General features: G+C 29.1%; 20 protein-coding genes and 1 riboswitch. Of the genes, 16 read left to right on the forward strand and 4 right to left on the reverse strand.

Annotated features, from left to right (window positions below; all coding sequences use genetic code 11):
- Positions 1-12 precede the first annotated feature (12 nt).
- Positions 13-1,257, forward strand: a complete 1,245-nt coding sequence (locus B3086_RS15300) for a glutamate-5-semialdehyde dehydrogenase (protein WP_346847266.1) — start codon at positions 13-15, stop codon at positions 1,255-1,257.
- Between the two features lie 234 nt (positions 1,258-1,491).
- A complete protein-coding gene (locus B3086_RS15305) occupies positions 1,492-1,995 on the forward strand; it encodes a hypothetical protein (protein WP_346847267.1) in 504 nt (167 codons plus the stop codon).
- Positions 1,996-2,192: 197 nt separating this feature from the next.
- On the opposite strand, the gene B3086_RS15310 is transcribed toward B3086_RS15305, so the two are convergent.
- Complete coding sequence (locus B3086_RS15310) at positions 2,193-2,663, reverse strand: cupin domain-containing protein (RefSeq protein ID WP_346847268.1); 471 nt, start codon at positions 2,661-2,663, stop codon at positions 2,193-2,195.
- A 195-nt stretch (positions 2,664-2,858) separates the two neighbouring features.
- On the opposite strand from B3086_RS15310, the gene B3086_RS15315 reads away from it, so the two are divergent.
- The 4 genes from B3086_RS15315 to B3086_RS15330 are packed head-to-tail and all read left to right on the forward strand — an operon-like array spanning position 2,859 to position 8,046.
- Positions 2,859-5,186 (forward strand): ABC transporter permease, encoded by a 2,328-nt coding sequence (locus B3086_RS15315; RefSeq protein ID WP_346877215.1) that lies wholly within the window; start codon positions 2,859-2,861, stop codon positions 5,184-5,186.
- A gap of 11 nt (positions 5,187-5,197) precedes the next feature.
- Entirely contained in the window at positions 5,198-5,953 is a 756-nt protein-coding gene (locus B3086_RS15320; RefSeq protein ID WP_346893860.1) for an ABC transporter ATP-binding protein, read from the forward strand.
- 33 nt (positions 5,954-5,986) lie between these two features.
- A complete protein-coding gene (locus B3086_RS15325) occupies positions 5,987-6,673 on the forward strand; it encodes a response regulator transcription factor (RefSeq protein WP_346893862.1) in 687 nt (228 codons plus the stop codon).
- Complete coding sequence (locus tag B3086_RS15330; RefSeq protein ID WP_346847272.1) at positions 6,655-8,046, forward strand: HAMP domain-containing sensor histidine kinase; 1,392 nt, start codon at positions 6,655-6,657, stop codon at positions 8,044-8,046. Before B3086_RS15325 ends, B3086_RS15330 begins: the two co-directional genes overlap by 19 nt.
- Before the next feature lie 87 nt (positions 8,047-8,133).
- Here B3086_RS15330 and B3086_RS15335 read toward each other — a convergent pair whose 3' ends face one another.
- Both B3086_RS15335 and B3086_RS15340 read right to left on the reverse strand, forming a co-directional pair.
- A complete protein-coding gene (locus tag B3086_RS15335) occupies positions 8,134-8,700 on the reverse strand; it encodes a DUF6143 family protein (protein WP_346893864.1) in 567 nt (188 codons plus the stop codon).
- A gap of 251 nt (positions 8,701-8,951) precedes the next feature.
- Entirely contained in the window at positions 8,952-11,342 is a 2,391-nt protein-coding gene (locus B3086_RS15340) for an ABC transporter ATP-binding protein/permease (RefSeq protein WP_346847274.1), read from the reverse strand.
- Between the two features lie 170 nt (positions 11,343-11,512).
- Between B3086_RS15340 and B3086_RS15345 the strand changes: the two genes are divergently transcribed.
- Both B3086_RS15345 and B3086_RS15350 read left to right on the forward strand, forming a co-directional pair.
- The gene (locus B3086_RS15345) at positions 11,513-12,187 is read left to right on the forward strand and encodes a response regulator transcription factor (protein ID WP_346847275.1); all 675 of its coding nucleotides are present in this window, start codon (positions 11,513-11,515) and stop codon (positions 12,185-12,187) included.
- A complete protein-coding gene (locus tag B3086_RS15350) occupies positions 12,184-13,476 on the forward strand; it encodes a HAMP domain-containing sensor histidine kinase (protein ID WP_346878481.1) in 1,293 nt (430 codons plus the stop codon). Before B3086_RS15345 ends, B3086_RS15350 begins: the two co-directional genes overlap by 4 nt.
- Before the next feature lie 219 nt (positions 13,477-13,695).
- On the opposite strand, the gene B3086_RS15355 is transcribed toward B3086_RS15350, so the two are convergent.
- On the reverse strand, positions 13,696-14,241 hold the full coding sequence (locus tag B3086_RS15355) for a GNAT family N-acetyltransferase (RefSeq protein ID WP_346877220.1): 546 nt from the start codon (positions 14,239-14,241) through the stop codon (positions 13,696-13,698).
- Between the two features lie 468 nt (positions 14,242-14,709).
- Positions 14,710-14,895: riboswitch (cobalamin riboswitch) on the forward strand.
- Between the two features lie 319 nt (positions 14,896-15,214).
- Here B3086_RS15355 and B3086_RS15360 point away from each other — a divergent pair.
- The 8 genes from B3086_RS15360 to B3086_RS15395 all read left to right on the forward strand — a co-directional run bounded on the left by B3086_RS15360 (position 15,215) and on the right by B3086_RS15395 (position 23,759).
- On the forward strand, positions 15,215-16,348 hold the full coding sequence (locus B3086_RS15360) for an ABC transporter substrate-binding protein (RefSeq protein WP_346893866.1): 1,134 nt from the start codon (positions 15,215-15,217) through the stop codon (positions 16,346-16,348).
- Positions 16,349-16,352: 4 nt separating this feature from the next.
- Positions 16,353-17,414: an iron ABC transporter permease gene (locus tag B3086_RS15365; RefSeq protein ID WP_346847279.1), complete on the forward strand. Its 1,062-nt coding sequence runs from the start codon at positions 16,353-16,355 to the stop codon at positions 17,412-17,414.
- Positions 17,414-18,172 carry an ABC transporter ATP-binding protein gene (locus B3086_RS15370; RefSeq protein WP_346847280.1) on the forward strand — a complete coding sequence of 253 codons (759 nt, stop codon included), beginning with the start codon at positions 17,414-17,416 and terminating at the stop codon, positions 18,170-18,172. The genes B3086_RS15365 and B3086_RS15370 overlap by 1 nt, the downstream gene beginning before the upstream one ends.
- Before the next feature lie 35 nt (positions 18,173-18,207).
- Positions 18,208-18,987 carry a nicotianamine synthase family protein gene (locus B3086_RS15375; protein WP_346847281.1) on the forward strand — a complete coding sequence of 260 codons (780 nt, stop codon included), beginning with the start codon at positions 18,208-18,210 and terminating at the stop codon, positions 18,985-18,987.
- Complete coding sequence (locus B3086_RS15380; protein ID WP_346893868.1) at positions 18,984-20,303, forward strand: opine metallophore biosynthesis dehydrogenase; 1,320 nt, start codon at positions 18,984-18,986, stop codon at positions 20,301-20,303. The genes B3086_RS15375 and B3086_RS15380 overlap by 4 nt, the downstream gene beginning before the upstream one ends.
- Complete coding sequence (locus B3086_RS15385) at positions 20,290-21,141, forward strand: DMT family transporter (protein ID WP_346847283.1); 852 nt, start codon at positions 20,290-20,292, stop codon at positions 21,139-21,141. The genes B3086_RS15380 and B3086_RS15385 overlap by 14 nt, the downstream gene beginning before the upstream one ends.
- Positions 21,142-21,388: 247 nt before the next feature.
- Positions 21,389-21,895 carry a GNAT family N-acetyltransferase gene (locus B3086_RS15390; RefSeq protein WP_035131214.1) on the forward strand — a complete coding sequence of 169 codons (507 nt, stop codon included), beginning with the start codon at positions 21,389-21,391 and terminating at the stop codon, positions 21,893-21,895.
- A gap of 475 nt (positions 21,896-22,370) precedes the next feature.
- Positions 22,371-23,759: an MATE family efflux transporter gene (locus B3086_RS15395; RefSeq protein ID WP_346878483.1), complete on the forward strand. Its 1,389-nt coding sequence runs from the start codon at positions 22,371-22,373 to the stop codon at positions 23,757-23,759.
- Positions 23,760-23,936: the final 177 nt, after the last annotated feature.

Genomic DNA, 23,936 nt, shown 5'->3' on the forward strand with positions numbered 1-23,936 from the left:
GAGTAATTTTAGATGCAAGAGTTAATTTTAAAAGGTAAAAAAGTAAAAGAAGCTGCGTACATATTATCAAATATTTCATCAAATGAAAAAAACAAAGCTTTAAATGAAATGGCAAAAGCATTATTAGAGAATGCTAGTGAAATAATAGCAGCAAATAAAATTGATATAGAAAATGCAAAAAATAAGGAAACATCAGAAGCAATAGTAGATAGATTGCTTTTAAATGAAGACAGAATCAAAGGGATGAGTGGAGGTTTAACACAAGTAGCAGGACTAGAAGACCCTGTAGGTGAAGTAAGTTCAATAGTAACTAGACCAAATGGACTACAAATAGGGAAAAAAAGGGTACCTCTAGGAGTAATAGGAATAATATACGAGGCAAGACCAAATGTTACTTGTGATGCAGTAGGGCTATGTTTAAAATCAGGTAATACAACAATACTAAGAGGTGGAAGTGAAGCTATAAACTCCAACAAAAAAATAGTACAGATATTAAAAAAAGCCTTAGAAGAAACTAAGTTACCAGTAGATTGTATTCAATTAATAGAAGATACAAGTAGAGAAACTGTTAAAAATATGATGAAGTTAAATGAATATATAGATGTGCTAATACCAAGAGGAGGCGCTGGACTAATAAAATCAGTAGTAGAAAATGCTACAGTACCAGTAATAGAAACTGGAACAGGGAACTGTCATGTTTATGTTGATAAAAATAGTGACTTAGAAATGGCAAAACAAATAGTTATAAATGCAAAAACTACTAGACCAGCAGTTTGTAACTCTGAGGAAAAATTACTTGTTCATGAAGAAATAGCAAAAGAATTTATTCCAGTAATAGTTGATGAATTAAGACAAAGAAAAGTAGAAGTTAGAGGAGACAAAAAATCTATAGAAATAGTAAATGACATAATACTAGCAAATGAAGAAGACTATTATAAAGAATATTTAGATTATATAATTTGTATAAAGGTAGTAAAAGATATAGATGAAGCTATAACTCATATAAATAAATATGGCTCAGGACACTCTGAAGCTATAGTAACAAATGATTATCAAAATGCTCAAAAATTTCATCAACAAGTAGATGCAGCAGCAGTTTATGTGAATGCTTCTACTAGATTTACTGATGGAGAGGAATTCGGATTTGGAGCAGAAATAGGTATAAGCACTCAAAAGCTACATGCAAGAGGTCCCATGGGACTTAAAGAGCTTACCACTAATAAGTATATAATATTTGGAAATGGTCAAATAAGATAATAACTAAGGAGTTACTCAAAATGATTAAAGGTATTTTGAGTAACTTCTTTTGTCATCTTTATTTTGTTTAGTAAGGACTCAGAAGATAATCTGAATATATTTTTATATAGATTCAAATAATATAAAATATGTTATTTAGAATAGAAAAGGTGTAGAAGGTAGCAATTCCATATATTGCTTACTTTATACTATTAAAAAGTTTATTTACGATATACAAATAGCAATTTACTTACTTTGAGTAAGAGGAGTGATAACATGAACAATGATTTAAGGATAAATATCTTTTTAGATGAAACCAATACTCCATTTGCACCATATTTTAGCTCGGATGATTTACACCTAAGCTCTGATTTGGAAGAGTTTATTTTATCAAAGCTACTGAATTGCAGAAGAAGAGAAGTTGATATATTTATTAAAGGTGAAAATAATTATGATGATAAGTCGTTGAAGACAGCTATAGTAAATACCTTTTCAAACCGAGTGGAAGAAAATGAATATATCTATGGTAGAAATAATATGAAGGCTATTGTTTTGTACGCCTTCGGCATCATTATTGGGTTGATAGGCTTGAGTCTTTCAAGCAGATATGCTTATTTCGCAGGTATATTAAGTATAGTGTGTTGGGTATTTATCTGGTCAGGCACAGAAGTTTATTTTTTTGAAAACCGACAAATAAAATCAGATATAAGGAAGTACCAGAATATTATTAATGCAAATGTGCATAAAAAATACACATAATGAATGGCCAATTCTACATAGAGTAAATATATTAATAAGGGCATTGAATAACATAAAAGATTATATGGTGGATTATAAATACTACATTTCATCTCCACCATTAAAATGGGGCTGTCTCACAAATTTTTTAGAGCGACAGCCCCATTTTTTATCCACGATATATTAAATAAATATTTAGCTAATATCAGGAAGAAGGTTTATCTAGTTAACTTTTTTATTATATCTTCTAGATTTGGATACATATTTAAAAGGTCTCTTCTCTCAAATAATTCAAAATCATCAAAAGTAAAGGCAGGGGCTACCATACATCCAACTAAAGCAAATCCATCATTATTCATAGAAGAACCAAATATATATCCCTTAGGAACTAAAACTTGTGGAACCTCTCCTTTTTCTATATCTAATCCTAATTGCTTAGTTATAAGCTCACCCTCTGGTGTGATCATATATATAGTCAGAGGTTGCCCGTCGTGGTAATACCACATTTCATCAGAAGTTAATCTGTGAAAATGAGACACCTCTCCTGTTTCAAGCAAGAAATATATGCTACTAAATAACTTTTTATCTTCTCTAAAGAAATCTTCTGATAATACTGATTGTTTGAAGTATCCCCCTTCCACATGTGGTGTCATGCCTAATTTTTCTATATAATATTGTGCTGATTTCATGCTGTACCTCCTAAGTATAATAAATCTATTATATCAAAAACTTAATGATTTGTTGTAGTAATATAAATTAATGACGGCATTACTGATAGAATTCCTTAGTGTATAATCAATTTAGAAAAATGTAAGAATTCATTAAGAATTTGAAATAAATATATTAAAAATTAATTAGTAATATAAAAGTATGGAGGGATGATGATGTGGAAAAAGAAAATTAAACAAAAAAAATTACAATTAATTTTAATAGCAATTATTTTAATGGTATCTTCATCTATATTTGCACTATCTATGAGCTTTACAAGTACAGTTTCAAAATATACTAATGATTATTATGAAGGAGAAAATATAAAGGATATTGTAGTTCAGACATATAATGAGGATGTTATTTCAAAAGTTGAAAGTTTTATTATGGAAGAAGAAACTAATGAAAAGGATATTAGAAAAACAAAGGGGTTAACGGTAGATAGACAAGTATTTTTAGGGGATGAAAACCTTGATTTGGGAATGGCAAATTTAATAATTTATGAGAGTATGAAAGCTCATCCATGGGATGTAGTTATAACAGAAGGAGAAAAAGTAACGACTCCAAGTAAAGGTACTATTTGGGTCTCAAATCTTTTAGCTGATTCTAAGAATTTAAAAATAGGAGATAAGTTAAAGATAAAAGATGGTGATGAATATAAATATTTAACTATATCAGCTTTAGTAAACGATTCAGTAGTTCCGAGTTCTGTTGTGGGCTATAATAATTTATATATAGGTAGTAATGATTATGATGACTTTAATGAACCTATTAAATCTGAATATATTGGTTATGATTCATCTAAAGAAGGAAACGATGCAACATCTGAATTAATTTCTTATATAGGTGATTCAATTGATGGAGTTATATATGATAAGTGGATTACAATATTTGCAGCAAATGCTGGAAGTCAAATTACAAGTGCAGTGGGGTTAAGTACAGCTATATTAATATTCATTGTATCTATTGTAATAATAAGATTTGTACTATGGAACAACATTTTAAAGGAGTATAAATCTATAGGTGTATATAAATCATTAGGATTTACCTCAAAGCAGATACGTAATATATATTTAAAAAGCTTTGGAATAGTAGGAGTCATTGCAATAACCGCTGGAAGTTTCTTTAGTATTTGGTTTATAAATTATTTAGTAAAGATATCTATTAAATATATTGGAATATATGAAGGTGGTATAAATAATTTTAGCTTTATAGTTTTAACAATAATATTAATGAGTTTTGTTTTAATATCTAATATTTATCTTTTACTTAGAAGAATAAATAAAATAAAGCCTGTTGAGGCATTTAGAATAGGAGTTACTTCATCTAAAGAGAAATTTAGGAAGTCAATTATTAGAGATGCTTCATCACCAATGTCCATGGCTATAAATGATATTTTTAAATATAAAAAGCAAAATATAATTATAGTAACAGTTTTATCCCTTGTAATATATCTTTCAGTATTTTTAGTTAGTGTAAATTACTCAATGATTAATATGAAAGATAATGCATGGAATATGTTTGGATTACTTCAGGGAGATGTTACCTTAGATTTTCCAAGTGGAGAGGCGTCATATGATAAGGCTTTAGAAGAAATTAAGAGTGACCCGAGAGTCTTAGGCGTAAGAGCGTGCTCATTTGATGTAGGAAAGGTCGCTTATTTAGATGTATCAAGATACAATATAAAAAATGCTCAAGTTATTACTTATTTATATGATAACTATGACAATAACAATGGGTTTAATGTATCTATTAAAGAGGGAAGAAATCCTAAAAATAAAAATGAAATTGCATTGTCAGAACAAATTCTAAAAGATGCAAGTTTAGATATTGGAGATTATATTGATATAAAAATATTAGGTGAAGAGAGATCATTGCTCATCACTGGTAAATATATCGGCATGATGTCAAATAACTACAATATGAGAATGACTTTAGATGTAGTGCCTAAGGAAATTAGAAATAACCTTAATAACTTAAACATCAATATTACTTTAAAAGATAAAAATGATTATGAAGAGTTTAAAGAAGAATATAAACAAAAATATGAAGTATGTTCTATAGATACATGTCCAAGTTTGATTGCAACAGCAAGTAAGTCAGTTATTGAGATAGTTATACCAGTTACTACAATTATTCTTTTAGGAATATTACTATTCAGTATATTAAATATAGTAAATCTTATAATTATGAACAATACCGATAATAGAAGAAATAATGCTATTATAAAATCGCTAGGATTTTCAAATATTTATATTTTAAAGAGAACTTTATATAGAATTATGCTACTTATAGGTATTTCATCTTTGGTTGGATTTATTTTAAATGCTACTATATCTAAAAATTTATTTAAGCTTGCAATGATGGGAATAGATGGGTTGATGATTCCAAATGGTGAAGTTATAAGCACAATAGTATTTATTGGAATATTAACCATTGGCTCATCAATAATATCAATGTTTAGTATAAGAAAAATATCTACAGTGGAACTTATTGAAGAGTAGGGGGAGAAGAGATGGGAAGTATTATTAAAGCAAGTGGATTATGTAAATCATTTATTTTAGGAAAAACATCAAACAATGTATTAAAAAATATTAATTTAGATATATATGAAAGTGATTTTACTATAATAATGGGTAGTTCAGGTTCTGGAAAATCTACATTGTTATACTCTATTAGTACTATGGATAGCCCAAGTGCAGGTAGCGTTGAACTTTTAGGAAAAGATATAACAAATATAGGTGAAAAAGAAGCTACAAGTATTAGAAATAAATATATATCCTTTGTTTTTCAAAGTATAAATTTACTTTATGATTTAACTATAAGAGAAAATATAACTTATTGTGGTTATCTAAACAATAAAGATAAGAAGAGCGTAAATAAAAAAACAGATGAATTATTGAATAGATTAGAGCTGAAAGATATTGAGAATAAATATCCTTCAGAAATATCAGGAGGACAACAGCAAAGAGTTGCAATTGCTAGAGCATTAATTAACAATCCTAAGATAATTTTTGGAGATGAGCCAACAGGAGCACTTAATTCTTCAACGGGAGCCAGGGTATTGGATATTCTTACAGAATTAAATGAAGAGGGACAATCCATAGTAATGGTAACCCATGATTTAAAAGCAGCCTCAAGAGCAAGTAGATTGATTTATTTAAAGGATGGAAGAATTGATGGTGATTTGTCTCTTGGAAGATATAATGAAAAAGATTCAGATAGTAGAGAAAAAAAGATATTTGAATTTATAAAAAGTAGGGGCTGGTAAAATAATGATATAATGGAAGTGGGGGTGAGTAGAATGCATGATAAAATCTTGGTAATTGAAGATGATAATGATTTAGGAAACTTAATAAAAGATTACTTAGAGATAGATGGGTTTCAGGTATTGATAGCTAATGATGGGTTAAAAGGTGTGGAACTGGCTAATGATCCTATGATAAAGCTCATTATTTTAGATATTATGCTCCCACTTTTAGATGGTGTTGAAGTTTGTAAAAGAATAAGGACGATATCGAAAATGCCAATACTTATGTTATCAGCTAAAAGTGGAGAGATGGATAAGATACTAACATTAGGAGTAGGGGCAGATGACTATATGACAAAACCTTTTTCTCCAATGGAATTAGTGGCAAGGGTGAAAGCTCATATAAGAAGGTATACTTCATTTTCTAGTGATACACTATCAGATGTAAAACAATTTGGTGATTTAATAGTAGACTCTAAGGCATATAAAGCTTTACTAAATAATAAGGAAATACCACTAACTTCTAAGGAATTTCAAATATTGGATTTTTTCACATCTAATCCTTCCCAAGTGTTTTCAAAGTCTCAGGTATATGAAAGTGTATGGGGTTACAGTGAATATATGGATGAAAATACTATAGCTGTGTACGTTAAAAGGTTAAGAGAGAAGCTTGGAGAATACGGTGAAAAGTCGATAAAGACAATATGGGGAGTAGGATATAAGTGGGAAGTAATAGAGTGAAGGATAATTACCTTGGTAAAAAAATTAGTATATTTACAGGGTTAACATATCTATTTGTTATATTATCAGTGGTATATTCTCTCCTAATTTTAAAGGAAGATATTAAAAAAGAAGATAAGTCTAATTTATTAAGAATAGAAACATCAAATCAAAGAGAATTGATTAAAGAAATGTTTAAAGAAAATAGCTATTACATGGAAAATGATTTTTATGATTATACAGTTATAAATTTAAAAGGGGAGGCTATCTTTTCTTCCATAGATGATTTTAATAAAGGAGAAAAGATAAATCTTGAAAATGAAATAGGTTATGATAATGCCTTTGACAATAGAAAGAATGGATTCATTAGATACAGTATACCTTTAGTTAATAATGATGTTCAAGAAGGGATTATAATTATAGATTTACCACAGAGTATATTAAAAAAGGAAAGCAAAAATGAGAAATTTATACCCCTGTGGATACTTTTATTTTTAATAGGAATATTAGCTTTTATGATAAATAGGTTTGTAAAAATAGATATAATAAAACCAATTAAAGAGCTCCATAGTAGTGCAAAAACCATACTAAATGGAAGCTATAAGTGTAAAGTAAACTACGATTATCATGGGGAGGTTGGAGAGTTTTGTCATGATTTTGAAGCTATGAGAGGTGAAATAATAGACTCAAAAGAAAAGGAAGAAAAGCTTAAAAGAAATGAAAAAGAATTATTAGCTTGTATTTCACATGATTTAAAAACTCCTCTTTCATCAATTTCAGGATATGTTGAAGGCATAAGAGATGGAATTGCAAAGGATGAAGATGGTATAAAAAGATATTCAAACATTATATTGAAGAAATCTAAGGAACTTTCAAAATTAATAGATGATATATTAGAGCAATCGAAAACAGAGTTGAATGAAATGTCAATTGAAAGAAAAGAAATATACTCTGATGATTATCTAAAGGAAGTTTTAGGTGACTTATCTATTGATGTAGCTACTCATAATATGAAATTAGATGTTAAGGGACAATTGCCAAGGGCTTTGATTTCTATAGATATAATAAGAATAAATCAAGTTATAAATAATATTATTTCAAATTCAATAAAATACTCTAAATCAGGAGAAAAAATTGAGATATGGGTAGATGATGAGATAGATAAAATTACTGTAAATATTAAGGATTTTGGTAGTGGAATTAGCATTGATGATATACCATTTGTTTTTAATAAGTTTTATAGAGGTGAAAAGTATAGAAACACTAATATATCAGGTTCAGGGCTTGGTCTTTCTATATCTAAGTATATAGTAGAGAGTCATGGAGGAAATATAAAGTGTTCATCTTCTTTAGAATCTGGAACTACTATTAGTTTTACTATACTTAAAATATAATTAATAAAGGTGCTGTCACACCTCAGAATTTATTTTCTATTGTGTAGCAGCACCTTTTTTATCTTTTAATTTAATTATTAGTAGGATTTACTTTATCTTTTCTTCCCACCATCCAAATGCGACTCTACCTTGAGCAAGTTCATTTGGAGTTTCTGGGTTGGATAAGAAAATAATAAATGATCCTCCAGGAGGAAAAATAAATTTGCCTACTTCTTCGTCGGCAATTGTAAACTCTGGAAGGGCTCTTCTAACAAATGCCTTAACTCCACCTTTAGGTTCTCCTATAACATTGCTTGCTTTAAGTAACCTAATTCGTGGCTTTGGTAATGGGCAAAGAGCTGTATTAGCTGGAGTAACTAATTCTGATATCTCTGGACATCCAGGTGGATTTGAATTAAACCATATTTGCGCTCTTATTGGTGATTCTCCAATATTTGTGACAGTCCAGACATATACGTGTAGATTAACTCCTGAATAATAAGGATTTACTAATCCTGCCCATGCACTTTTACCTCTTCCAAAATTTAATTCATCTGCATAGCCTACAAAATATTTTCCTTGAAGTGAAAGATATAGAGGATATGGCATACTAGCTACTTGAGTTATTGGATTAGGTAAGATTATAGAGTCATTACAATTTTTTGTGTTTTCCATTTTCATAATATCTCCTATTAAAAGTATAGATTTTTCATATTCTCCATACATAAGGTATAAGAATAAATCTGTATACTGTTAATATATGTTGTACGGATATAAGGGGTGTACAAGGAGTTGAAATTTAGTAAATCTGAGAATTTAAGATAGTGTTTAATATAAAATTTAATTATTAATTTCTAGATAACTATAGGAAATAAAAATGTCACATACTCTTTAAAATAAGGAGTATGTAACATTAAATTTATATATTATTCTGTACGTAATGATTCTACAGGATTTTTTCTTGCAGCCATTTTTGCTGGAATAGCACCACCCAGCAATGTTAAAGAAACACTTATAATTATAAGTATTATAGCATGAACTGGATTAAGTTTTGCTACACCTTCAAGGTCTGTTAAATTCTTAAGAACACTATTTATTGGAAATGTTAATAAGTATGATATTAATATTCCAAGTAATCCTGAACAAGAACCTATTATGAATGTTTCAGCATTGAATACACGGGTTATATCTTTCTTTCTTGCACCTAATGCTCTCAATACACCAATTTCCTTTGTTCTTTCTAATACAGAAATGTATGTTATTATCCCAATCATAATAAGGGATACAACAAGTGATATTGCGGCAAAGGCAATTAAAACAAGGGTTATTGAATCCATAATACCACCAGATAATTTTGTGAATGTAGCTGCTAAATCTGTATATATTATAGAGTCTTCAACAGCATTTCCATCATTCCATGAATTTAAGTAATTAAGTACCCTATCCTTGGTAGTAAAATCTTTAGGGTAAAGGGTAATAGCAAATGGTGTAGAAGTAGCACCTAATTGAGAAAGTACGTCATCTTTAGTAACATTAGGAGTAGTACTACTAGCTCCTCCCATTGGTGACATTGCAGCCATTGGATTAGTAGGCATACTAGTTCCAGCTGTGGCACCTCCAAAAGGCTTTCCAGTTAATACATTATAGTTAGAATCTTGCTGTACTTTAACAATTTCAGAGTTTTTAGCATTATCAATAAAATATTGTGATAATTCATCTGAATATGAAAGTCCTGGTGAAAGAATTTCTAGCTTTGAATTTTTGCTAGAACGAACTATACCAGCAATTTTAAGAGTAATAGCATTATCATTATTATAAATATCTATAAGATTGTCTGGAGTACCGTTTATTGTAAATATATTGCCCATCTGTTTGTAGTAATCATCATTTAAAGCTAATTTAAATTCCTTGTTTATAATATCATTAAAACTTACAGTATCTGATTCAGAATCTATACCTAAAGCTTCTAGCATAGAGTTGTCAAGTCTGTTATAGCTATCGACAATAAGAACAAGATCCGTTTTTTCTTTAGGATATGACCCAGCTAATAAATCATAATTGCTTTCAAGGTATCCTTTAGTATCTAAATTTAGACTATTGGGATATGATGAAAAGTTAATTAGGGATGTATTTACTGGAGTTGCAGTTTTGCCATCAGATTTCAAAAGATTCATATTAACAAGTCTTGTATAGGACATTCCAGAAAGCAGAGATGAATCAATATTTTCAATATACTCTATGTATTCATCAGTAAATACATTTGTGTGTTCAATACTATTTTTACTAGGGTCATAAGGATAAATGTAATCTACATCTGGAAATTGATTTTCATTTACGGAATTACTCACTGCTTCTTTGTGTTGCTCTCTCATTGCATCCATATCAACTTCGGCGGTTTTTTGATTAATCATTATTGGAAAACCAGATAATGTACTATTTTCAAATTCTCCAATTTGTTTATCGAATCCATTTGATAATGAAAGTATTAAGGCAATACCAATTATACCTATACTTGAGGCAAAAGCAGTAAGTGCTGTTCTCCATTTCTTTGTAGATATGTTTTTGCCAGATAGTTTTAAAGCAGTAAAGAAACTCATACTTGTTTTCTTAAGTTTATAATCAGCAGTATCTAAGTCATCATAAAATGGATTGCTATCAGATTTTATCTCACCATCTCTAAATTCAACAATTCTATCAGCATATTCATTAGCTAACTCTGGATTATGAGTTACCATAACAACAAGTTTATCCTTTGAAATTTCTTTAATAAGCTCCATAATCTGAATACTTGTATGAGTGTCCAAAGCCCCAGTAGGTTCATCTGCTAAAATTATATCAGGGTCATTAGCTAGAGCTCGAGCTATAGCAACTCTTTGCATTTGTCCTCCTGATAGTTGGTTTGGTTTTTTGTGAACATGGTCCTTTAGGCCAACCTTTTCTAACACCTCAAGAGCTTTCTTGTGCTTCTCTGTATTTGAAACTCCACTAAGGGTCATTCCCATTTCTACATTATCTACTATACTTAAGTGAGAAATTAGGTTGTAACTTTGAAAAATAAATCCAACACTATTATTTCTATAGGCATCCCAATCTGAGTCTTTAAAATTTTTTGTAGATTTACCATTGATAATTAAATCACCTTCATCATATTGGTCAAGACCACCTATAACATTTAAACATGTTGTTTTTCCAGAGCCACTCGGTCCAAGAATTGCAACAAATTCAGATTTTCTAAATTTTAGGCTTATTCCATCTAATGCAACTTGAGTAAATTCGCCTGTAGTATAACTTTTAAATATGTTTTTTAATTGTAACATTATGCTCCTCCTTTACGATTAACTTTTCTAATTGTAGAATCGTAATATGAACCTAATATGAATTATGGTCTAAAAGTATATTTTTATTTCTTTTTTATTTGTAAAGTTCATATTTAATTAACATAAAATAATTATTATATAAAGTAACATAATAAATTGAGGTGATAATATTGTTTAATATACTTGTTGTAGAGGATGATAAGAATTTAAGAAAACTTATATCTGCAACCTTAAAACAAAATGGATATAACTCATTAATGGCAGAGAATGGAGAAATAGCTCTTGATATTATGGATAAAGAGCATATTGATTTAGTAATATCTGATATAATGATGCCTAAGTTAGATGGTTACAATTTAGTGAAAGCTTTGAGAGACTCAGGATATAATATGCCAATACTTATGGTTACAGCTAAGGAAATGTTCGAAGATAAGAGAAAAGGATTTAATGTTGGCGTAGACGATTATATGGTAAAACCTATTGATATAAATGAAATGATATTAAGAGTTGGAGCACTTCTTAGAAGAGCTAAGATATCTAATGAACATAGACTATCTATAGGTGATATTATTTTAGATTATGATTCAATATCTGTAAGTCGACATGGAGACAGTGCTACCCTTCCTAAAAAAGAATTTTATTTATTATTTAAATTATTATCTTATCCTAACGTCATATTTACACGAAGACAGTTATTAGATGAAATATGGGGTATGGATAATGAAGTGGATGAGCGTACTGTAGATGTTCATATAAAAAGATTGAGAGAAAGATATGATAGTTGTACAGAATTTGAGATTGTTACAGTACGTGGTCTTGGATATAAGGCGGTTAAGAAGATATGAGAAAAAATCTAAGAGTTAAGTTTGTTGTAATTCTTCTATTGATGATGATTGTATCAGGAATTTGTTCCCTTATAATATCTGCATTAATGTTTAGTGGAAATATAGAGAAAGAATCAAAAAATGCCCAAAGGAAAGTAGTAGATACTATAATAGAACTATATGATAATACAGATTTTACTTTAAATAAAATTATAGAGTTAAGTAATAATGATAGATATGAAGTAATACTTATCAATGATTTGCATGAGTATGCTGGAACTGCTGATACGCTTCATGAGAGAGAATTTCTACAGATTAAAACCAAAAGACTTCCTATTATTAATACTATATTAAAGGTAGATGATAGGTATATAAAAATATCTAATTCATTTAATGAAAAAAGTGTGCATATACGTGCATTTTTTCTAACTATCACATCCTTAATTATATCTACTGTAATAGCTACCATAATATCAGGTATAGCATCAAAGCGAATCTTAAGGCCAATAAGAACTTTAAGTAAAGCTACTGAAGAGGTAGCAAAGGGAAACTTTAGTGTTAAAATAGGTATTCCTAAGGATTATGAATTTTCATTATTAGCAAAAAATTTTAACAAGATGGTTCATGAGCTTAGTAGTATAGAGACCTTAAGAAATGATTTTGTTAGTAACGTTTCCCACGAGATAAAAACACCCATTGCATCTATACAAGGCTTTGCAAAGTTAATTCAAGATAAAAACTTAGATGATGATGAGAGAAGTGAATTTACAGATATTATTATTAGTGAGTCATCAAGGCTTTCTAAGCTAACTTCAAATATATTAAAGCTTTCAAAGCTTGAAAATCAAGAGGTTATTACTGGAAAAGCAGAGTTTGCATTAGATGAACAGATTAGGTGTGCAATTCTTATAATGGAACCAGAGTGGAGTGAAAAGGGAATTGACTTAGATATAGACCTAGATAAAGTCAGTATTATAGGAAATGAGGATTTATTGCAGCAGGTATGGCTAAATATAATAGGAAATGCTATTAAGTTTACGGAGAAGGGTGGAACTATTGGTATCAAATTAATGGATTTGAAGGATAAAATAGTTATTAAGGTTTCAGATAATGGTGTTGGAATGAATGAAGAAACTCAAAGACATATTTTTGATAAGTTCTATCAAGGTGATAAATCCCATTTAAGCAAGGGAAATGGATTAGGATTATCACTTGTAAAACGAATAATTGAATTATGTGATGGTGAAATAAAGGTTAGGAGTAAGCTTTATTATGGTACGACTTTCACAATAGGACTACCTAAAAAATAATATTCTTAATAAATAGGATATTCCCATTTAGAGATTTAAAATTTTGCGAAGAGTAGATATGAAAAGTGAGGAAAGAAAAGAGTTGTAGTTGCAATAAAAATTTTATACCTTTATTGAACTATATAAAGATATAAGGAGCTGTCGCACTAATTTTTTAGTGTGACAGCTCCTTTACTTTAGACTTTACTGCACCTGTGAAATAAAGTTGGTAATGACACTTTACTTCATATTTATGGTCTTCCATTCATCTACAAGCATCCCATATTCATAGGTGTCTTTCCAGAGAGGATTACCATTTTCATCCTCAAAGAAATAGATATTTTGGAGACGGTGTCCTTCTCTTCTCATATTTACAGCTTCAAGCAGTTTCCAAGAAGATATGTTTCGGGGATCACAATTAGCAATTATACGTCTTGTACCTAGATTCTCAAAGGCATATTTCATAATAGCTTTTACACTTTCAGTAGCGTACCCTTTTCTATGATATTTGGAGTTAAATATATATCCAAGTTCCCAAGTCATAAAATCCTCTTTACTAAAATATAAATTGCCAATTACTTTTCCTGTACTCTTCAAGGAGACAGCCAAAAATGTATCACCCTTTGACCTGGATAGTGCTTCTTCTTTACAATCTTCCTCGGAGAAAGGCTTGTAGGGTTCAAATTTTAATACTTGCTCATCAGAAAAATACTCATGTAAATCTCTCCAGTCCTCAGGAGTAAAGTTACGAATTATTAATCTCTCAGTTTCAACTTTACAAATCATTTTTTTATACTCCATTTCATTCATTATTTATAATTAATTACTCAAACCTCGCACATGTAAATATAGCTTAACCCATTGATTTATCAAAGGTTTTGTGCTCAAATTTGCAGAGAATTCCTCTGGAAAATGATATGATGTAAATACCCAAAATACAATATATTAAATTTTTGGATGAATTATCTTATGAACAGTTTACCACAAAATAACCCAAAAAAAATGATTTAATAAAATTCATTTTAAACTATATGAAGCAATTTAAAGTTATGTAGTCTCATTAAAAATCAAATTGCTATAAGCAGTTAAAAAAGTAGCTTAATTTTGCAATAATTATGCTTATTAAATTACTTCGATATTGATAGTGCAATGGTTGAAATACTTTTTGTGCTGTGAAGTTTGAGTTATTATGAAAACAAATAATTCGAATTATTTGACAAAATATATAAGTATATGTATTATATAGATATAAAATTACATATTGTGTTTTATGGTTGCATACGCAATAACAGGGAATGAGGTTAGAATCCTCAACAGCCCCCGCTACTGTAATAGCTACGAAACTCTTTAAAAGTCACTATGAAAATAATTCATGGGAAGGCAAGGAGAATTAGGTTTGAAGCTATAAGTCAGGAGACCTACCATAAAATAAAGTTTGCAATTTCGGTGGGAAATTAAAGCGGCAAAGATTATTAATAGATATCAAATGTATATTTTAGTATACATTTTTTATTCTGTGTATATGTGTGCTTAAAGTCCTAGAAATAGGACTTTTTTTATTTTCACTATTTATATTTTTATATTTTTTACCAATTTTGTATTGATAATGAATTTCAAATATGATACTATGTTTTTATGAAATTGATATTCATTATCATTAACAGGTTAATAAATCATAATAGAAGTAAAGAGGGAGGTGGCTAAACATTCTTATATGAAAACCAAATTGTATTATAGAAAGTAAGAGGAGTGATTTTTTATGAAAAAACTAGTTAGTATAATGGTATCTTTAATAATGATAGTAGGGCTAACAGGATGCTCACAGGAAAAGGAAAAAAACTCAGAAGAAAGTACTGTTATAGAAGTAGAAGACATAAATGGTGATGTAGTTACTTTAAATAGGCCAGCAGAAAAAATATTTTTAGGATTTTATATAGAAAATTATCTTGCAGTGTCTGGGGATTTTAAACTAGATAGAATTGTTGCTATGTCAAAAGGAGAAACAAAGGATTTAATGAATGCAATGTGGAGTAAGTATGCAGAAATAATTCCTAATTTAGAAGGGTGTATTGATACAGGATCTATTTACTTAGATAGTTTCAGTATGGAGAAACTAATTGAGGCAAAACCAGATTTAGTAATTCTTGCACCTTATCAGGCAAAAAAAATAGGGGATGGGATTAATACTATAAAAAGTCTAGGGATTCCTGTAGCAGTAGTTGACTACAATTCTTTTACTTTAGATAAGCATGTAAAAAGTACAGAAATACTTGGAAAATTATTAGGAAAAGAAGAAAGAGCAAAGGAACTTGTTGAAAATTATAAAAGTCATATAAAAAATGTTGAAGATAGAGTAAAAGATATACCAGAAGATAAGCTTAAATCTGTTTATTTTGAACTTGCAAGTCAAGGTCCAGATACCTATGGAAATTCTTATGGAAACTCTTTATGGGGAAATATACTTAAAACTGCAAAATGTAAAAATATTGCTGAAGAGAAAGTTGAAGAATATGGTCCACTAAATCCTGAATACGTTATCTCCAGCAATCCTGATATTATAATGTTCTCAGGACAAACTAATTCTCAAGATAAGGGAAAACAAAGATTTGAGATGGGATTCAATGTAAATGAGGATAGAGTTGTAGAAACAATGAATATGTATTTAAAAAGACCAGGTTGGAACAATCTAAATGCGGTAAAAAATAAAGAAGTATATGGTTTTGATCATAGCGGACTTAGAACTCTTTATGATTATGTATATCTTCAATATGCTGCAAAGGCAATTCATCCGGAAAAGTTTAAAGATGTAGATCCAATGAAAAATCTAAATGAATTTTATGAAAAATATTTACCAGTAAAACCAGCAGGTACTTTTATGATAAAGGGGGAATAGTCAAATGACTAATAAAATAAAAGTATTGGAGGATTTAAATGAGGGAGAGGATGTATATAAGAACATAAATAAAAAAAGATTTATTTTATTTGCTATTACAATTATAGCATTACTTGTATTTTCTATTTTAGATTTAATTGTTGGACCCTCTGGGATGTCTTTATCAGAGGTAATACGGACTTTAATACAAGGACCTACTAAAGAAAATATAAATTCAGCTGTTATGTGGTCTATAAGACTTCCAATGACATTAACATGTATATTTGTGGGAGCTTCATTGGGATTAGCAGGATCTCATATGCAAACTATACTTAGTAATCCATTAGCTAGTCCATATACTTTAGGTATTTCATCAGCAGCTGGCTTTGGGGCTTCTCTTGCTATTGTCACAGGAATTACTATTGGAAACATAGGATGGATTTCTATACCTTTAATGGCATTTGCTTTTTCATTTATATCTAGTTTATGTATATATTTTATAGGTAAAAGTAAGGGTATGAAGTCTATAACAATGGTGTTAACAGGTATTGTTATTCATTTTCTATTTCAGGCACTACAATCTTTAGTTCAGTATATGGCAGCACCAGAAGTATCACAACAAATTGTATTCTGGATGTTTGGAAGTTTATTAAAATCTACCTGGATTGGGGTATTTATTACTGCAAGTATTTTTCTTTTATGTTTCTTACTAACTACAACTATAGTATGGAAAATAACAGCCCTATCTGCCGGAGAAGAAAGAGCAAGAAGTCTTGGAATAAATGTAGACAAATTAAAGTTAAGGGTATTTTTAATATCAACTTTGTTAACTACAGGAGCTGTTTCATTTATAGGTCCTATTGGATTTATAGGATTAATTTCTCCGCATTTTGCAAGGTTATCCGTTGGAGAAGATCAAAGATATTTATCTCCCGTTTCAGCTATATTTGGAGCATTAATCATGGTTGTAGCTTCTATAATATCTAAAGTAATAAAACCAGGTGCATTAATACCTATAGGCATTGTTACATCTATTGTTGGAGTACCTTTTTTACTTTTTTTATTACTATCTAAGGGGGCAGAGTAATGAGTTTTATTACAGTAGATAAGGTTTCAGTTAAATATAAAAATAAAGAGGTATTAAGAGATATTACTTCTACTTTTAACCAAGGTGAAATAACTTCAATTATTGGTCCTAATGGTACAGGAAAGACAACCTTTATAAAAGCTATATCTAATATGGTTAACTATGGAGGTCATATATATATGAATGAAAATAATAAGGAGAAAATATCCATGGAAAAAGTGGGCTATGTGCCGCAGATGAGTAATAGTAGTTCTGGTTTAACTGTATTTGAAATGGTATTGCTTGGACATATGAAGGATTTAAAGTGGAAAATTTCTAAGGATAAACTAGAAGAAACAAATAAAATATTGAAAAAAATAAATTTAAGTCATCTAAGTTATAATAAATTTTCTAGTTTAAGTGGAGGAGAAAAACAATTAGTGATTATGGCACAAACCTTAGTTTCAAAGCCCAAAATACTACTATTAGATGAACCAACCAGCGCATTAGATATAAGACATCAGCTACAAGTTTTAGATCTAGCAAGAGAGTATACTACAGAAAATAATGCTATTACTATAGTTGTAATTCATGACTTAGCTTTGTCAACTAGATATAGTGACAAAATAGTATTATTTAACAAAGGATATGTGATGAAGGAAGGAAAACCAGAGGAAGTATTACAACCATCATTATTGAAAGAGGTTTATAAGGTAGATGTAGAAGTTTGCTGCACGAAGAAAGGTTATTTTACAGTTACCCCTATTACATGTAGTTAAATAATAGTAAAAATAAAGTTTTGAGGTGAGAGGGTATGAATAAACATAAATTTTTATTAAATTTAAAGTTGTTAAACATAGATATTAAAGAAATTATGAACTTATGCAAAGAGCATAATGAATGTTTTTCAGTCTTAAAAGATAAACTTGATTACGTATGTGATTTTATACTAGATAATTCAAATAATTTAAAATGGAAGAAATATTTATCAGAAGAAACGTATGATTCTCTAGTTAGAGAACTTAGAAACTCTACTTCAAATGCCTTAGGATGGGTTGAAAAGTTTCAAGCTCATAGCATATTAAGCGGTAGTGTGGATTCATTCAAGTATTCTGATGAATTAAATCTTGCTGTGCAAAATGAAATACTGGAGTTTGAAATAAATACCAAATCAAGGATTCTATTTATTGGCTCTGGAGCTATGCCTATAACAGCTTTTACTATAAAAAATGAAGTTGATTGTGAAGTGACATGTTTAGATATTGATAAAGAAGCACTTGATTTGTCTCAAAGATTATCAGATAAGTATGGGATCAAAAATATATTCTTTTCATCCCAAGATGTAAGTAAATTTGATTTAAACAACTTTACTCATATTATTATAGCTTCTTTAGTTGAAGAAAAATTAGATATTGCAAAATTTTTATTAGAAAATATCAATGGAGATACAAAGGTTATTTTAAGGTATGGAAATGAGTTAAAAAGTATATTTAATTACCCTTTGGATACAAAGATATTGAAACATTGTCAAAAAACAATAATAAAAGACAGTAAATATATTTATGAAAGTATAGTTTTGGAGAAATCTGTATGATGCTTAAAGATATATATAATAATTTGGGAAACATATTAATAGTAGGTTCAGGACCTGTAGCAATGAATATGACAATTAATTTATCTAAAGGGTTTTTGGGTGAAATAGGTATGGTTGCTAGAGAAAGTGATAAAACTATATCTTTTTTACAACAATTAAAAAATAATAATTTTACAATAATGGGGAACTCATCAAAAAGAGAATTATTTAAAGTAGAAGGAAGCTATAAATTAAAAAAATTATATATTGGACATGCTAATATAGATGATATTTGGGAGACTATGGTATTGTGTGTTCCATGTGATTGCTATATGGACATATTAAAAAAAGTAGATTTACTAAGGCTTACTAGAGTAAAAACGATTATTTTAGTATCACCAGAGTTTGGGTCTAGTATAATAGTTTCTAATTACTTAAATAGAGAGATAAGGGAATTAGAGATAATTTCTTTGTCTAATTATTTCGGTGCAACTAAGTATTCATCATCAAAATCATTAATAGAAGTAACAACAAAAGCTTTGAAAAAAAAGATATATATAGGTTCATCATTAGAATATAGCTATAAAGTACAAGTTCTAAAAAGTTTTCTAAAAGATATTGGAGTTATTTCAGAAATATTAAATGATCCATTAGAAGTTGAAAGCAGAAACATAACTATGTTTGTACATCCAGCTTTTTTAATTAATGATATTAGTTTAAATCAAGTATTTGATTATGATAAAACAAATAAATATGTATACAAGCTATATCCAGAAGGACCTATAACAATGAATACTATATCTATTATGCGTTCTTTATGGAAAGAAATATGTCAAGTGTATATGAAACTCAGGATTAAACCTATTAATATACTTAAGTTTTTAAACGATGATAATTATCCAGTTTTAGAAGAATCTATATCAAGAGAAAATATAGATAAATATATGGAATATGATACCATAAAACAAGAATATTTACTTTATGTTAGATATTCCTCAATATTAATTGATCCGTTTTCCATACCAGATAAAAATGGAAGATACTTTGAGTTTTCAAGGATTCCTTATCCAAAAATTTATAAAGATAATAGGGGAAAATGGAATATACCAAGAATGCCATTTGAAGATTATAAAAAGATCAAGCTTTTATATGCTATAGGAAAAAAATTAAATATAGACATGGAAAATGCAAAATATTTATTAGATTTATTTGATATTTACTTAAATAAATTTATTGAAGATAAGGGTGAGAATAATATAAATAATAGTGTATTTGAAGATCATAGCATAAACAATGCAAAAATTATAATTAAGGAGCGATTAAATGAGAGTAGATAAAGGTGTAATATTGGCAATACTATCTTCATTTACGTTTAGTATAATGAATGTTTTAGTAAAGTTAGTTAGTAATAGAATACCCTCTAATGAAATAGCTTTTTTTAGAGGCATAATTGGTGTGATTTTAATATTGATATTAATGAAGGGAACTAATGTAAAGTTTTCTAAAGAAGGAAAACCACTTTTATTAATGAGAGGGCTTCTAGGAGGACTTTACATGGTAACATACTTCTTTGCAATTTCTACAATGAAGTTAGGAGATGCTTCTATATTAGCACATTTATCAGGTGTTTTTGTAATGATATTTTCTGCAATGTTTTTGAAGGAAAGACTACCAAAGAATGCTTGGATATTTATTATAATTATTTTATTTGGGGCAAGCCTTATAATAAATCCATTTAGATATTCCACATATTCTTTTTATGCTATATTTGGATTGTTAAGTGCAATCCTATCAGCAAGTGCTTCTATAACTATTAGAAAATTAGCAAAATCTAAGAAACATCATTCTTATGAAATTGTATTTTATTTTTTAGCTGCATCTACAATAGTAGCGGCTATATTAATGAGAAATAATTTTGTAGTACCAACAGTTAGAGAATTTGTTTTATTGTTTATTTTAGGAGTTGTTTCCTTATTAGCACAAATATTTTTAACAGGTGCGTTTGGAAATACTAATGCTGTAATTGTAGAAGTAGTAAGGTATATAGGAATATTATTTAATGCAACTTGGGGATTGATATTATTTGGAGAATCTTTATCCGTATACTCTATATTAGGAGGAATTCTTATAATTGGAGCATCTATTGTTTTATCCAGACAAAAATCTTTAGAGTAGGTGAAATTAAATGTAATAAAAAGACTTTTAATAACTTTAACTGGGATTAAAAAGCTAAAAATGGGAAATATAAACTAATTGGAAAAGTTGTAGAAAACAAAGGAAAGTACAATAAAAACAAGTTAAACTTAGTTAATCAGCAATTAAGATTTTTACTTATATTAAGATTAATAGTATTATAAATCATAGTTACTAGTAAATTAACATATGTTTGCAAGCATTAAATAGGTTTAAGGAGTTGTACTTTGTGGAAATAAACAGTATAGTCCTAAGCCCAGAAGTATATAGATCTGATGCAGAAAAGATAGCTGATTGGCTTAGTGATGAGGAAATTGTAAAGTATTTAAATGAAGATAATAAGGCTAGAGAGAACTTAATTAATGTTATAGATAGAATAAATCTGCCAATTTTAACTCATTTATTTAATAACAACTGTAGATTTTTTACTATAAAAAATCCCTATGGAACTATAGGTTTTTTAAGACTTATCCCAAAAGGTGAAACAATTGAAATTGTTATAGCTGTGGGAGAAAAGGAACTGTGGGGAAAAGGTATAGGCCATAATGCAGTTATGGAAGCGTTAAAAACTGCATTTTTTGAAATGAGGACAGAAAAAGTTGTTGCAAAAATTAAGAAAGATAATAAAAGGTCTCAAAACCTTGTAAAGGGAATTGGATTTAGAGAAATAAAAAAACTTGAAAAAGAAGTAGAATATCATATTACAAAGGAAATATTCTGGAAGAAAGCAGCATAATAATCTTTTATATGAGAGTAAATAAAATAATAAAGAAAAAATTTTAGACAACCATCTTAGGTAATAAACTGGGAGGGTTGTTTTTTTATTGAGAATTAAATTATTGTTATAGTAGATAAAACTTTTACTAATGAATTTTTATCATTTAACAACAACATTAAATTTAAAACAAAAATTGACAAGAATTCAGAATTGTTATACACTAATATTAATTCGAGTATCGAAGTAATATTCAAAAGACCAGTGCATTTAAAAGATTTATCCTAAAGGACAACGACTTCTAAGTACCCAAAATACCGATATTAAGAATTCAGTTGGTAAGATTCAAAGAAACTAAGAACTATGTTTATTATATAAATTTTAAAAATAAAATAAGTTATGAAAGAATGAAATTTAGAGCTAACCATTTATGGTTAGCTCTAAATTAAGGAAAAATTGAAGTTTAATTTATTAAATTTAATCAGGAGGTAGATGTATGGTAAAATTTTCAGAACTTTTTTCTCCTAAAGACATGACTGAGGGGACACCATGGAAACGAATTGTAGAATTTTCATTACCAATGCTTATTGGGAATATAGCTCAGCAGTTTTATAACACAGCGGATTCTATTATTGTGGGTAAGTATGTAGGTGATAATGCACTGGCTGCTGTAGGTAGTGCATCTCCAATATTAAATCTTTTACTTGTACTTTTTGTTGGAATTGCAACAGGAGCAGGAATCATGGTTGCTCAATATTTTGGAGCAAAGGATAGAGAAAGGCTTTCTCATACCATTGGGGTATGCATATCTCTTACTGCTATAGCATCTCTAATCATAATGGTTATAGGGCCTCTAGTTACTCGTCCATTGTTATCTTTTCTTAACACTCCAGCATCTATAATAGATTGGTGTGCAGATTATCTTGTTATTTATTATGTAGGTATAGCAGGCTTTGCTTATTACAATATTTTAGCAGGAGTACTTAGAGGACTTGGCGACTCTATATCTGCTCTTGGATTTTTACTTATTGCTACAATTTTAAATGTATTCCTTGATCTTTGGTTTGTTGCAGGACTTGGAATGGGGGTACCAGGAGTTGCTTTGGCAACTATTATTGCTCAAGGTATATCAGCAGTTCTTTGTATTATTAAGTTAGCAAGAATGAATAGTACCTTTGATTTTAATCTTAAGATGCTTGTACCAGCTAAGGAATATTCTATGAAGCTTATAAAACTTGGATTGCCATCTGGATTTACTCAAGCCATATTTTCTATTGCAATGATTGTTGTACAATCTCTAACTAATAGTTTTGGAGAAATGGTTATAGCATGTAATGTAATTGTTATGCGTGTAGATGGATTTGCTATGATGCCTAACTTCACCTTTGGTAATGCAATGACAACCTATGCTGGACAAAATATTGGAGCTAAAAAGATGGATAGAGTTGATAAGGGTACTAAAGATGGTACTATGATTGCTGTTGGAGTTTCTACTGTTATAACAATTTTAATTTTAATTTTTGGTAAATATCTTATGGGTGTTTTCACTGATACAGCAGAATTAGTTGACTTAAGTATGCATATGATGCGTATTCTTGCAGTGGGTTATATTGCTATGGCAGTAACTCAAAGTTTATCAGGTGTAATGAGAGGTGCAGGGGATACTATGACACCTATGTGGATTTCTCTAATTACTACGGTGATTTTACGTGTACCTGTTGCTTATGGTATTGCATATTTAACTCGTAGTGCAGCTTATCCTACTGGAAGACCAGAATCTACATTTATATCACTACTTGTCTCTTGGACACTTGGAGCAATTGTAACTACAGTTTTCTTTAAGAGAGGTAAGTGGAGAAATAAAGGTTTTGCTGGACATGATTAAAAGTGCATGAATTAAATAGATTTTAAGAAGACGATTATATCAATAGTGCAATTGATATAATCATCTTTTTTTATTCAGTTTTAGATATTGAAAATATTGCAGTTGTTATACTGAAGATAACTAAATAATATTAAGAAATATTGTGATAGTAATCACAGATTTATAAATAAAATAATG

It is taken from the genome of Clostridium sp. UBA871 (genome assembly GCF_002295255.1).
Classification (GTDB): Bacteria; Bacillota; Clostridia; order Clostridiales; family Clostridiaceae; genus Clostridium_J; species Clostridium_J sulfidigenes.

Excerpts from the sequence above, each read along its gene's own strand:
- B3086_RS15300 (WP_346847266.1), top strand. The coding sequence starts at position 13 with ATGCAAGAGTTAATTTTAAAAGGTAAAAAAGTAAAAGAAGCTGCGTAC.
- B3086_RS15310 (WP_346847268.1), bottom strand. The coding sequence starts at position 2,663 with ATGAAATCAGCACAATATTATATAGAAAAATTAGGCATGACACCACAT.
- B3086_RS15315 (WP_346877215.1), top strand. The coding sequence starts at position 2,859 with ATGTGGAAAAAGAAAATTAAACAAAAAAAATTACAATTAATTTTAATA.
- B3086_RS15320 (WP_346893860.1), top strand. The coding sequence starts at position 5,198 with ATGGGAAGTATTATTAAAGCAAGTGGATTATGTAAATCATTTATTTTA.
- B3086_RS15325 (WP_346893862.1), top strand. The coding sequence starts at position 5,987 with ATGCATGATAAAATCTTGGTAATTGAAGATGATAATGATTTAGGAAAC.
- B3086_RS15335 (WP_346893864.1), bottom strand. The coding sequence starts at position 8,700 with ATGGAAAACACAAAAAATTGTAATGACTCTATAATCTTACCTAATCCA.
- B3086_RS15340 (WP_346847274.1), bottom strand. The coding sequence starts at position 11,342 with ATGTTACAATTAAAAAACATATTTAAAAGTTATACTACAGGCGAATTT.
- B3086_RS15350 (WP_346878481.1), top strand. The coding sequence starts at position 12,184 with ATGAGAAAAAATCTAAGAGTTAAGTTTGTTGTAATTCTTCTATTGATG.
- B3086_RS15355 (WP_346877220.1), bottom strand. The coding sequence starts at position 14,241 with ATGATTTGTAAAGTTGAAACTGAGAGATTAATAATTCGTAACTTTACT.
- B3086_RS15360 (WP_346893866.1), top strand. The coding sequence starts at position 15,215 with ATGAAAAAACTAGTTAGTATAATGGTATCTTTAATAATGATAGTAGGG.
- B3086_RS15365 (WP_346847279.1), top strand. The coding sequence starts at position 16,353 with ATGACTAATAAAATAAAAGTATTGGAGGATTTAAATGAGGGAGAGGAT.
- B3086_RS15370 (WP_346847280.1), top strand. The coding sequence starts at position 17,414 with ATGAGTTTTATTACAGTAGATAAGGTTTCAGTTAAATATAAAAATAAA.
- B3086_RS15375 (WP_346847281.1), top strand. The coding sequence starts at position 18,208 with ATGAATAAACATAAATTTTTATTAAATTTAAAGTTGTTAAACATAGAT.
- B3086_RS15380 (WP_346893868.1), top strand. The coding sequence starts at position 18,984 with ATGATGCTTAAAGATATATATAATAATTTGGGAAACATATTAATAGTA.
- B3086_RS15385 (WP_346847283.1), top strand. The coding sequence starts at position 20,290 with ATGAGAGTAGATAAAGGTGTAATATTGGCAATACTATCTTCATTTACG.
- B3086_RS15395 (WP_346878483.1), top strand. The coding sequence starts at position 22,371 with ATGGTAAAATTTTCAGAACTTTTTTCTCCTAAAGACATGACTGAGGGG.